The sequence below is a fragment of the Devosia sp. LjRoot16 genome (genome assembly GCF_964252795.1).
Lineage (GTDB): Bacteria > Pseudomonadota > Alphaproteobacteria > Rhizobiales > Devosiaceae > Devosia_A.
This window is the reverse complement of record NZ_CAXUPH020000001.1, coordinates 1,231,842-1,243,755: the sequence shown is the minus strand read 5'-3', so window position 1 is coordinate 1,243,755 and position 11,914 is coordinate 1,231,842. Positions and strand designations below refer to the sequence as shown.

The window sequence follows — 11,914 nt, the reverse complement described above, 5'->3', positions numbered from 1 at the left end:
AGTATTTCACCGTTTCGTTGAATCGGTGAAATACTCCAGGTCTTTGATTTGGTCGCGCCTTCGAACCGGAAAGTCTGCAGCTTTTCCGGAAGGCGCTCCGGGCCCCACCCGGGGAGCTCCGGGTGGGGTGTTGCAGCTGTGCCACGCCGACCAAGGTCCGGCCCGTTCAGGTGAATATGACTGTATCGGGGCTTGCTGAGTCCGGCGTCATGCTGCGATGATCGCCGCCATTGCGGGTGTTGGGGGCGATACTATGCGGATATTGACTGGAACTTTACTTGGCGCGCTGCTCGCGACGACCGCATTGCCGGCCTTTGCCGCCGACCTGATCATCGAGGAGACGCCGATCGCGGTGCTCCCGGTGGTGGGTTCGTCTACCGGCTTCTATGTCGGCGCCCATCTCGGGCCGACCATCATCGGCGTGGATTACGATCCGGATGTCGATCCGCCCGAGCTTTACCAGTTTTCGAAACCCAGTCTGACGGCGGGCATCGCATTTGGTTGGGACACCATGCTCGGTTCCAACCTGGTCGGTGGCATTGAGCTACGCTACGACCTGTTCAACGCAGCATTCTCGCCCTACGAGGATGCGCTTGGGGCCGATCTGTACCGCTTCCAGGACACACTCTCGCTGACCGGCAAACTCGGCTACCTCGTCGCGCCTGGGACACAGGTCTATGGCGTACTCGGCTTCGGCTCGGCGGGCTTCTCGGCCTTCGCCGGCCTCGACGATGAAACAGGACGCGCATCTGGGCTCGTTGTCGGCGTGGGCGCCGAGACACGACTGACCGACCTGCTCAGCGCAACGGTGGACGTGCGCTACTTCAGCGCGTTCGATGAATATCTCGTCTCGAACGATACGTCATTCCTGCCGCGCTACCTCGCGGTCACGGCCGGCCTCAAGTTCCGCTTCGACGACGGACTCGGCCACATGGTCGAGGATCCCACCCAGATCGATTTCGACTTCACCGGCCCGAACGTTTCGGTCTCCGCCCTGGCGGTCGCCGCCAGCATGGAGCGCGATGTCTATGTCCCCGGGGCCGACGTCGGCCCGTTCTGGAGCGAGGGCGTGGGGATCGGCGTCGGTCTCGGTTACGACTTCGACATCGGCAATGGCTGGGTCATCGGGGCGATGGCCAACCTGGACTACACCCCGCTGGTGTTTGACGATGCAGCGGGCAACTCACCCGTCGTGGACGCGCCCACCGAGTTCGCGACGGTGGATACGGTGATCAGCGCCGGCGCGCGCCTGGGCTACAAGACCAACCCGTCGACGCTGGTCTATGCCAAGGCGGGCATCGCCGGCATCAACACCCACGCCGACGAGGAGTTCTTTGCCCTGAACGGCGGCGCCAGCACGCTGTTGCCCGCTGTCCAGCTTGGCCTCGGTGTCGAGACGGCGATCGCCGATCAGGTCACGCTTGGCGTCGAGGGGAACTATACCAAGGCGACCAGCCCGCTCATGACAGAAAATACCCAGGGCGATCAGGTCGACCTGTGGCCCACCCTGCTCACCGGCAAGGTGACACTGAAGTACCACTTCTGACCGGCGGGTACGCCGCCGGTAACCCTTTGACATCGCCGGGACGAGACGGCTTCGTCGCGAGATGTTAGCCTCCGGCACTTTGCGCGTGGAGGATGAGACATGGCGAGGAAGCCGACCCCTGAGGCAGCTCCGGCTGATGCGGCCAAGGCTGGGGTGGTGTGGCGCGAAGACGCCATGCAGACGCAGTTCGCCAACGTGGTGAACGTGCAGGGCACCCGCGAGCAGGTGGATATCTTCTTCGGCACCAACCGCACCTGGAACGCCGAGTCCGGTGGGCAGGTCACGGTGGAGCTGTCCAACCGCATCATCCTGACCCCGCTTGCCGCCAAGCGCCTCTCGACCATTCTCGCCAATGTCCTGCGCGAGCACGAGCGCCGCTACGGCACGCTCGAGGTCGAATAAGCACAACATGTCATGAGCGACAGACGCCAGGCGCTGGAGGATCGGGACGAGGCCGAAATCGTCACGCGGCCTGCCGGTTCCTCTGACGGCGCGCTCTGGCGGCAGCTGCTGGGCTCGGACGAGCCGCAGGGCTTCGCCGCCGCCTTCCTGGCCCTGCAGGCGCAGCAACTGGCTGGCGTGCGTTCGAGCGCCGTGTTCGAGATCGCGGCCGGCGGTCTGAAGCCACTGGCGATGTGGCCGGCCAACGCGGCGATTGCCGATCTCGAAAGCCTCGCCGCCCTGGCGGTTGCCGAGCAGCGTCCGGTATTGCGCCAGGCTGGTCGCGGCGCGCGATCGCGCCGGGTCATTGCCCAGCCGGTGGAGGCCGGCGGCAAGCCCGTTGCCGTCGCCGTGGTGGCGCTGAGCGTCGATGATGACGATGCCGAGGCGCCGGCGCGGCAGATGCGCCAGCTGCAATGGAGCATCGCCTGGCTGCGTGAGTATTTCCAGCGCGATGGCGATGCGGACCTGCGCGGGGAGCGCGACCGGTCGCGCGCCACGCTCGAGCTGCTCGCCACCGTGGTCGACCGGGGCGATTTCCGCACCGCGGCGCTGGCGGCGGTGACCGAAATGGCGCTGCGCTTCGGTTGCTCGCGCGTCAGCCTCGGCTTTGTGCGCTGGGGTCGTACCCGCGTCGCCGCCATCTCGCACACCTCGACCTTCTCCACCCGCATCCAGCTGGTGCAGCAGATCGGCGGCGCGATGGACGAGGCCATCGACCAGAAGTCGATCCTGCGTTACCCGCCGGCCCCCGAGGACGTGGTGTTCACCACGGCGCATGCCGCGCTCGCCGCCGCGCACAAGGGCGGCAACATCCTCACCGTGCCGCTGCTGGTAGTCGACAGCTTTGCCGGCGCCATCTGCTTCGAGCGTCCGATCGAGCAGCCGTTCGACGAGGAGACGGTGCGCCTGCTCAGCGTCGTGGCGGCCGCCCTCGGCCCGGTGCTGACCGAGAAGCGCCGCAATGACCGCTGGCTGGTGGTCAAAGCCTGGGACAGCCTGACCCAGCAACTGCAGAGGCTGCTCGGCCCCGGGCACCTGGGCCGCAAAGTGGTGGCGCTCCTAGCGCTCATCGTGGTGGCGGTGCTGTCGTTCTGGACCGATACGTTCCATGTCGTCGCCGACGCGCAGCTCGAGCCGGCCGAACGGCGCGCCGTGGTCTCCGCCTATGATGGCTACGTGCAGACCGCATCCGCCCGCGCCGGCGACCTGGTCAAGGCCGGGCAGGAACTCGCCAGCCTCGAGGATCGCGAGCTCAGCCTCGAACGGCTGCGCTGGGTCACCGAGCGCCAGCAGCATCAGTTCGAATATGACCGGGCGCTGGCCTCACGGCAGCCGGCCAATATCAACATCGTCAAAACCCAGATCGAGCAGGCCGACGCGCAGATCCGCCTGATCGACGAGCAGATCGCCCGCACCCGGCTGATCGCGCCATTCGATGGGCTGGTGGTGCGCGGGGACCTCAGCCAGCGGATCGGCGCCTCGGTCGGGCGCGGCGAGACACTGTTCGAACTCTCGCCGCTCTCGGGATATCGCGTCGTGGTGACCGTCGGCGAACGCGATATCGGTGAGCTCACGGTCGGCCAGCCCGGCGAGGCGGTGTTTGCCTCGCTGCCCGAAGAACCCATCCCGATCGTCATCGATCGGATCACCCCGGTGGCGCTGGAACACGCCGGCGGCGTCGGCTTCCGGGTCGAGGCCACCATATCGGGCGATCTTTCCCGGCTCCGCCCCGGCATGACCGGCGTGGCCCGGGTGGCGATCGATCGCCGGCCGGTGATCGCCATCTGGCTCAGGCCCTTCCTCGACTGGATGGGCCTCGTCTGGTGGCGGCTGGTGCCGTAGGCGCGCCATGGCCCAGTCGCTGTTCAGCTCCTCGTGGTATCGCGTCAGTGGCTTGCAGCCGCGGCTGCGCGGCCAGGCGCGCATCCACCGGCAGCGCTTCCGGCGCCGCATCTGGTACGTGCTCGAGGACCAGCAGAACGGCAAGTTCCATCGGCTGTCGTCCGCGGCCAACCTGGCTGTGGCGCTGATGGATGGCCGGCGCAGCATGGAACAGATCTGGGACATGGTGGGCCAGAAGGCCGGCGACGACCCACCGACCCAGGATGAGATGATCCTGCTGCTCTCGCAGCTGCACGCCGCCGACCTGCTGCAGACCGAACTGCCGCCGGATTTCACCGAGCTGGCGGAGCGTTCCGCCAAGACCGCGCGCAGCAACGTCATGTCGCGGCTGAAGAACCCCTTGGCGTTGCGCATGCCGCTATGGGATCCGGACCGCTTCCTCGAAGCCACCGCCTGGCTGGTGCGGCCGATCTTCACCGTCTACGGCCTCCTCGCCTGGATCGCACTGGTGATTTCAGGCCTCGTCGTCGTCGCGCTCAACTGGGGCGCGCTGCAGGCCGCCGCCGGCGGTCAGCTGATGAGCGCCGGGAACCTGGCGATGATCGCCCTCGCCTACCCGGTGGTGAAGGCGCTGCACGAAGCCGGGCACGCCTATGCCGCCAAGGTGTTCGGTGGCCATGTGCACGAGTTCGGCCTGATGCTGCTGATCCTCGTGCCGGCGCCCTATGTCGATGCCACCGCTGCCACGGCCTTCGCCAGCAAGTGGCAGCGCATCGTGGTCAGCGGCGCCGGCATCATGGTCGAGTTCGGCCTCGCCGCGCTCGCGGCGATCTTCTGGGCCAGCGCCGAGCCCGGGCTGGCGCGCGAAATCGCCTTCAGCGTCATGCTGATCGGCGGCGTCTCGACGCTCTTGTTCAACGGCAACCCGCTGCTCCGCTTCGACGGCTATTACGTGTTCATGGATTGGCTGGAGATCCCCAATCTCGCCACCCGGGCCAATCGCTATGTCGGCTACCTGGTGCAGCGCTATGCCTTCGGGCTGACCCAGACCGAGAACCCCTCGCATGAGCCCTCGGAGCGGGTCTGGCTGTTCTTTTATGCCATCCTCGCCTTCATCTATCGCATCGTCTTGAGCCTCGGCATTGCGCTGCTCATCGCCACCCAGCTGTTCTTCATCGGCGTGCTGCTGGCGATCCTCACGCTCTCCACCACATTCGTGATCCCGGCGGCCAAGATGCTGGGCTACCTGTTCTCGTCGCCTGCCCTGCACAACAAGCGGCGGCGCGCCCTGACGGTGAGCGGCGCGGCGCTGGCTTTGTGCGTGATCCTGGTCGGGCTGTTGCCGCTGCCCTATGCAACGGTGGCGCAGGGCGTCGTCTGGCTGCCGGGCGAGGACGAAGTGCGGGCCGGTACGGCCGGGATCGTCACCGAGTTCATGGCCGCCGATGGGGCGAGCGTCGCCGCCGGCGCGCCGCTGCTGCAGCTCGAGGATGCCGGCATCGCGGCCCGGCGCGCCGTGATCGACGCGCGTCTCGCCGAGCTCAGCCTGCGCTACGAGGCCCTGCAGTTCACCGATCGTGTGCAGGCAGCCGAGACGCTGCAGCAACGCGACCACGTCGAGGCGCAGCGCCGTGATCTCGACACGCGCGAGGCGGCGCTGCTGGTTGCCGCCCGGGCCGGCGGGCGGTTCATCGCTGTTGGCCCCAACCTTGTCGGTCGCTATGTCCGCCAGGGCGAACTGCTGGGCTATGTGGTGAGCTCGGAAGACCCGATCGTGCGCGTGGTGATCCCGCAATCCGAGGTCGATCTGGTGCGGGCGCGCACCGATGGGGTCGAGGTGCGCTATTCCTTCGATCCGGGCGCGGCGTTGCCGGGCAGCGTCACCCGCGAAGTGCCGACCGGGCAGAACGACCTGCCCAGCCTCGCCCTCGCCGCGCGGGCCGGCGGCGATATCGCCGTCACCCACAGCGCCGACGGCACGCCCGTGGCGCTCGAACGGCTGTTCGTGATCGACGTCACGACCAGGCGCCCCGAGGGCCTCCTCGCCTATGGCGCGCGCGCCTATGTGCGCTTCGACCATGGCGCCGAGCCGGCCTACCAGAGGCTGCAGCGCGCCATACGGCAGACGCTGTTGCGGGTGTTCGGTGCCTGACGCGCCCGCCTCGAGCTTCGCGCTGCCGGCGCTGAAGCCCTATCCGGTGGTGCTGCCGCCGGAGCGCAAGGGGCTCGATAAGCACGCCCATGCGCTGCTCGCGCGCCTCAGCCTGCCCTTCGCTCGCCGCCACCTGCTGGCGCTGCAGCATGCCGTGCGGGTCGCCGGCAAGTTGGAGCGGCGATTCACCGCTCTCGATGACGCGGCTCTCGACCGGGCGGCCCGCGATGTGTCGATGCGCCTCCGGCGCCATGGCGTCGAGAAGATGCCGCTGCGCGCCGAGGCGCTGGCGCTGATCCGCGAGGTGACGCAACGCACCCTCGGCAATCGCGCCTATGATGTGCAGCTCCTCGGGGCGGCGACGCTGATGGCCGGGCACATCGCCGAAATGGCCACCGGCGAGGGCAAGACCATGACCGCCGCGATGGCCGCGGCCCTCACCGCCCTTGCCGGGCGGCCCGTGCATGTGGTCACCGTCAACGATTATCTCGCTGAGCGTGATGCCGAACTCGGCCAGCCATTGTTCAGCCGGCTCGGCTTTACGCTCGGGATCGTCGTTTCCGGCCAGCAGCTGGCCGAGCGGCAGGCCGCCTATGCCTCCGACATCGTCTACTGCACCAACAAGGAACTGACCTTCGACGCGCTGCGCGACCGGCTGGTGCTCGGCGATGACGACGGCGACACGCGGCTGCGCTTCGAGGCGTTGCGAGGCGAAGACACCCGGCAGAAGAAGCTCCGGATGCGCGGCCTCGTCGCTGCCATTGTCGACGAGGCGGACAGCGTGCTGGTCGACGAAGCGCGCACCCCGTTGATCATCTCGGAAAGTGCCCCACTGCCATTCGACCTTGCCGCGGCCCAGGAAGCGCTCAGGCTGGCCGAGCTGCTGCAGCAGGGGCGCGATTACGAGGTGGTGGCGCTCGAGCATCGCGTCGGCCTGACGCCCTCCGGCCGCGAGACCATTGCCGATTTCGCCCAGGGGCGCGGTGAGCAGTGGCGCGGCGTGATCCGGCGCGAAGAGCTGATCCGCCAGGCGATCTCGGCCATCCGGCTGTTCCATCGCGACCACCACTACATGGTGCGCGAGAAGAAGGTGGTGATCATCGACGAGCATACCGGCCGCGCCATGCCCGACCGCAGCTGGAGCGACGGTCTGCACCAGCTGGTCGAGATCAAGGAAGGGCTGGAGCCGAGCGCAGCGCGGCGGACGCTCGCCCGCATGACCTACCAGCGCTTCTTCCGCCGCTACCAGTATCTGGGCGGGCTCACCGGCACGGCAAGCCAGGTCGCCGGCGAACTGAAGCTGGTCTATGGTCTCGACGTCGTCCCCATCCCCACCCACCGCAAGCTCCAGCGGGTGACGGTGCCCGCCAGCGTCCATGGTTCGGCCGAGCGCCACTGGCAGGCCGTCATCGAGCGGGTTCGCCAACTGCATGAGCGCGGCGCCCCGGTGCTGATCGGCACGCGGTCGGTCGCCTCTTCGATCGAAGCCGGCAAGCGCCTCGGGGAGGCGGGCCTGCCGCATCAGGTGCTCAACGCCCGGCAGGATGCAACCGAAGCCGAGATCATCGCTGGGGCCGGCAATCGCGGCGCCATCACCATCGCCACCAACATGGCGGGGCGGGGGACCGACATCAAGCTCGGCCCCGGCGTCGAGGAATTGGGCGGCCTGCATGTGGTGATGATCGAGCGGCACGAAGCGCGCCGCATCGACCGGCAGTTGGCCGGGCGCAGCGGCCGCCAGGGGCAACGTGGCCGGTTCGAGCCGATCCTGTCGGTCGAGGATCCGATCCTCGTCGATGGCGGCGGCAAGTGGCTGGCCGGCATGGCGCGCGGCGTTTTGGCGGTGCTCGGTTCGCGCGGCGCGGCGTTCTGCATCAACCTGGCCCAGCTGCGTCTCGAGCGCACCCATGCCGGCATGCGGCGGTCGCTCTTGCGCAGCGACGCGCAACAGGCCAAGACCCTCGCCTTCTCAGGACGTGGAGAATAAGCATGCGGCCCGCCGCTCTCTGCCTGTTGCTCGGTTTCACCCTCGCGGCCCCGGTCGTGGCGCAGGAAAGCACGGCAGGTCTGTTCGATTGCGTGGCGAGCCCGGCGCGCACGGTCAAGCTCGGCAGCCCGGTCACCGGGCTCCTCGCCGAGATGAAGGTGCGGCGCGGCGACCCGGTGGAAGCCGGCCAGCCGGTAGCGCGGCTCGAATCCTCCGTCGAGGAGGCCAATGTCCGCCTTGCCGAAACCGAAGCCGACGCCGGCGAGGCGATCGCGGCGCAACGTCAGCGGCTCGACGTGGCGCTGGCAACGCTGGAGCGTTCCCGCGCCCTGCTCGAGTCCGGCTCGGTCACCCGCTCGCGGATCGATGAGCTCGAGGCGGCAGTGGAGATCACCCGGCTCGATCTCGCCGGGGAAGAGCGCAAGGCCGAACTGGCCGCGCAGGAGCTGGTGCGACAACGGGCCATGCTGGATCGGATGACCATTCACGCGCCGATCGCTGGCGTCGTCACCTCGATCGATACCCAGGTCGGCGAATTCGTCCGCCAGGACTCGATCATCGCCACCATCGTCCAGACCGATCCGCTATTGGTCGATGCCTATCTGCCCACCGAATTGTGGGCGAGCACTAAGCTCGGCGCCGACGTCGCGGTGGAGATCGACCGTCCGGAACCGGTCAAGCTCAAGGGCCGGATCATCGTCGTCGACTCGGTCTTCGACACGGCATCCAACACTTTCGGTGTTCGCGTCGAACTGCCCAACCCCGGCAGCACCATCCCCGGCGGGCAACGCTGCCGGCTCGATCTCGGGGACAGCTGAGCCCGGCGCAACAACGTTGTCGCCCTGATCAGTTCCGGGCGAGGATGCTGTCGGCGGCCTTCTCGGCGATCATGATCACCGGTGAGTTGGTATTGCCCGAGACGATCGTCGGCATGATCGAGGCATCGACGACCCGCAACCCCGCAAGGCCGCGGACCCGCAATTGGCTGTCGACCACCGCCATGGCGTCATCGCCCATCCGGCAGGTGCCGACCGGGTGGAAGATCGTCGTCGCGATGTCGCCGGCTTTCCTCGCGAGGTCGGCATCGTCCTCGAACCCGGGGCCGGGCAGGAACTCTTCCGGCTCGAACTGAGCGACGGCCCGGGTCCGCATCAGCGTCCGCGCGTGGCGGATCGAGTTGGCGGCGACCAGCCGGTCGTTCTCGGTGGCGAGGTAGTTGGGCCGGATCTTTGCCGCCGCCGCTGGCTCCGGGCTCTCCATGTGCACGGTGCCGCGACTCTCGGGGCGGAGGTTGCATACCGACACCGTCACCGCCTCGAAGCGGTGCAGCGGCTCACCCAGCCGGTCGGTCGACAGCGGCTGCACGTGATACTCGAGGTCGGGGGTCGCCAGGCGCGGGTTCGAGCGCGCGAAGATGCCGAGCTGGCTCGGCGCCATCGACAGGGGACCCGAGCGCCTGAGCGCATATTCGAGCCCCATGCCGGCGCGGCTGACGAGGTTATGGTAGCGCCCGTTCAGCGTCTTCGCGTGCTTCACCTTGAACACGGTGCGGATCTGCAGGTGGTCCTGCAGGTTCTCGCCCACCCCATTGAGCTGGTGGCGCACCGCGATGCCGAGCCGCCCCAGCACCTCGGGCCGGCCAATGCCGGAGAGCTCGAGCAGCTTGGGCGAGTTGATCGCCCCGGCTGACAGGATCACCTCGCGCCCGGCCGTCGCCTCGACCAGCCGTCCGCGGTGGCGGAAGCGCACGCCGGTGGCCTTGCTGCCGTTGAGCAGGATGGCCTCGGTCTCGGCGCCGGTCAGCACCTGAAGATTGGGCCGTTTCACCGCCGGGCGCAGGAAGGCCTTCGAAGTATTCCAGCGCACGCCGGCGCGCTGGTTCACCTCGAAATAGCCCGAGCCGAAATTGTCGCCGGCATTAAAGTCGGTGACCCGCGGAATGCCGAGCTCCTCGGCCGCCGCCTGGAACGCATCGAGGATCGGCCAGCTCAGCCGCTGCTGCTCCACCCGCCATTCGCCGCCGCCACCATGCTGCGCCGAGCTGCCACCATGGTGGTCCTCGGATTTCAGGAAGTAGGGCAGCACATCGTCCCAGCCCCAGCCGGCATTGCCCATCTGTCGCCAGCCGTCATAGTCGGCGGCCTGGCCGCGCATATAGATCATGCCGTTGATCGATGAGCAGCCGCCCAGCAGCTTGCCGCGCGGATAGTTGAGCGAACGGCCGTTGAGCCCAGGCTCCGGCTCGGTCCGCATCATCCAGTCGGTACGCGGGTTGCCCATCGTGTAGAGATAGCCGATCGGGATATCGACCCAGTGGTAGCGGTCGCTGCCACCCGCCTCGAGTAAGAGCACACGGTTACGCGGGTTGACGCTCAGCCGGTTGGCCAGCACGCACCCAGCCGAACCTGCGCCGACGATGATATAGTCGAAGGTCCCAAAACTCTCAGTCACTACTGCCGGCCCATTTCCGCCCATACCGGCTGCATCGCGCGCGCCAGCTGCTCATAGAGGCCATAACGGCGGGCATAATGCGAGCCGCTTTCCCGGTCGGGCGCAAACTGCTTTGCCGGTGCGGTCATCGCCCGGGCGCCCTCCGCATAGTCGTGGAACAGGCCCACCCCGGTCGCCGCCGCGATCGCCGCGCCAAGCGCTCCGGTCTCGCGTCCGCGCGCCACCGTCACCGGCAACTCGAGGATATCGGCGAACATCTGTGGCCACACAGCGCTGCGCGAGCCGCCACCCGACAGCGTCACATCGCGGATGCCGATCCCGGCGCGCCGCAGCACCTCGACATGGCCGCGATGCCCGAAGGCCACGCCCTCGAACAGCGCCCGCATCAGGTCCGCCTTGGTGTGCCAGCCGGCGATGCCGTAAAAGCCGGCGCGAGCGTTGCCGTCCCACGGCGCGCCATAGAGGTAGGGGTGGTAGATCGGCACATCGGCCGCCGCGTCGACCGACGCCACCAGCTCGCCCGCCTTGTCGAACGGCCTGTCTTCGTCGTGCATGAACTGGTGCACGATCCATTCGAGGTTGGCGGCGGAGGTGGCGCTCGATTCGATGGCGAGCCAGCGGCTGCGATCGAAGCTCGACTGCATGAACACCCTGCCATCATCGACCGGCGCATCGCAGATCACCTGGTTGATGCTCCAGGTGCCGGCGATGATCGAGGCGGCGCCGGTCGCGGTCACCCCCGAACCCACGGCGCTCGCCACCACGTCGAACAACCCGGCGACCACCGGTGTGCCGGCAGCGAGGCCGGTGAGCGCCGCCACGTCCTCGGTGACGCGGCCCGCGATGTCGCTGCTCTCCAGCACTTCGGGCAGCAGCGGCAGCGCGTCCTCGAGCCCATAAGCCGCCAACAGCTCGGCCGAGTAGCGGCGCGACGGAATGGCCAAGAGCCCGCAGCCGCTCATGTCGGTCGTGTCGGTGACGCGGGCGCCGGTCAGCCGGCCGACGACAAAATCCTTGCACAGCAGCACCGTGCCGATCTCGGCGTAGAGGTCGGGGCGATGCCGCTTGATCCAGGCGAGCAGCGTCGGCGTCTGCGCCCCCCAGGGCTTCTGCCGGGCAATCGGCAGCACCCGGTCGCCGACCCCGGCAGCATGCCACTCACCGGCGAGGCCGGCCGCGCGGGTATCGAGCGACTGGATGCCGAGCAGCGGCTTGCCGGCACGGTCGAGCGCATAGAGCCCGTTACCGTGCCCGGCGCAACCGACGGCGCGGATATCCCGCGCATCGACGCCTGACTTCTCGATGCAGCTCTGGATCACCGTGATGGCGTTGCGCCAGAGTTCGTCGAGGTCGCGTTCGACCTGGCCCGGCGCCGGCATCGACGATTGGCCGTCGAGCGCCGCGACGGCGAGCTCGCGTCCGGTGGTATCAAACAGGATCGCCTTGATGACGGTGTTGCCGGCATCAAGGCCGAGGAGATAGTCGGTCATGG

8 protein-coding genes are annotated in these 11,914 nt (G+C 68.0%); 6 read left to right on the top strand and 2 right to left on the bottom strand.

The window, feature by feature from the left end; genetic code table 11:
* Window positions 1-217 precede the first annotated feature (217 nt).
* The 6 genes from ACSQ23_RS05810 (at window position 218) to ACSQ23_RS05785 (ending at window position 8,789) form a co-directional block, all read left to right on the top strand.
* Complete coding sequence (locus tag ACSQ23_RS05810) at window positions 218-1,546, top strand: outer membrane protein (RefSeq protein WP_436090029.1); 1,329 nt, start codon at window positions 218-220, stop codon at window positions 1,544-1,546.
* A gap of 99 nt (window positions 1,547-1,645) precedes the next feature.
* Entirely contained in the window at window positions 1,646-1,948 is a 303-nt protein-coding gene (locus tag ACSQ23_RS05805; protein WP_055873839.1) for a DUF3467 domain-containing protein, read from the top strand.
* A 12-nt stretch (window positions 1,949-1,960) separates the two neighbouring features.
* Window positions 1,961-3,832 (top strand): efflux RND transporter periplasmic adaptor subunit, encoded by a 1,872-nt coding sequence (locus ACSQ23_RS05800; RefSeq protein ID WP_436090028.1) that lies wholly within the window; start codon window positions 1,961-1,963, stop codon window positions 3,830-3,832.
* A 7-nt stretch (window positions 3,833-3,839) separates the two neighbouring features.
* A complete protein-coding gene (locus ACSQ23_RS05795; protein ID WP_436090027.1) occupies window positions 3,840-5,984 on the top strand; it encodes a peptidase M50 in 2,145 nt (714 codons plus the stop codon).
* Window positions 5,977-7,971: a prepilin peptidase gene (locus tag ACSQ23_RS05790; protein ID WP_436090026.1), complete on the top strand. Its 1,995-nt coding sequence runs from the start codon at window positions 5,977-5,979 to the stop codon at window positions 7,969-7,971. The genes ACSQ23_RS05795 and ACSQ23_RS05790 overlap by 8 nt, the downstream gene beginning before the upstream one ends.
* A gap of 2 nt (window positions 7,972-7,973) precedes the next feature.
* Entirely contained in the window at window positions 7,974-8,789 is an 816-nt protein-coding gene (locus tag ACSQ23_RS05785) for an efflux RND transporter periplasmic adaptor subunit (RefSeq protein WP_436090025.1), read from the top strand.
* A 28-nt stretch (window positions 8,790-8,817) separates the two neighbouring features.
* Here ACSQ23_RS05785 and ACSQ23_RS05780 read toward each other — a convergent pair whose 3' ends face one another.
* Both ACSQ23_RS05780 and ACSQ23_RS05775 read right to left on the bottom strand, forming a co-directional pair.
* Entirely contained in the window at window positions 8,818-10,422 is a 1,605-nt protein-coding gene (locus ACSQ23_RS05780; protein ID WP_436090024.1) for a GMC family oxidoreductase, read from the bottom strand.
* A complete protein-coding gene (locus ACSQ23_RS05775; protein WP_436090023.1) occupies window positions 10,422-11,912 on the bottom strand; it encodes an FGGY-family carbohydrate kinase in 1,491 nt (496 codons plus the stop codon). The genes ACSQ23_RS05780 and ACSQ23_RS05775 overlap by 1 nt, the downstream gene beginning before the upstream one ends.
* Window positions 11,913-11,914 lie beyond the last annotated feature (2 nt).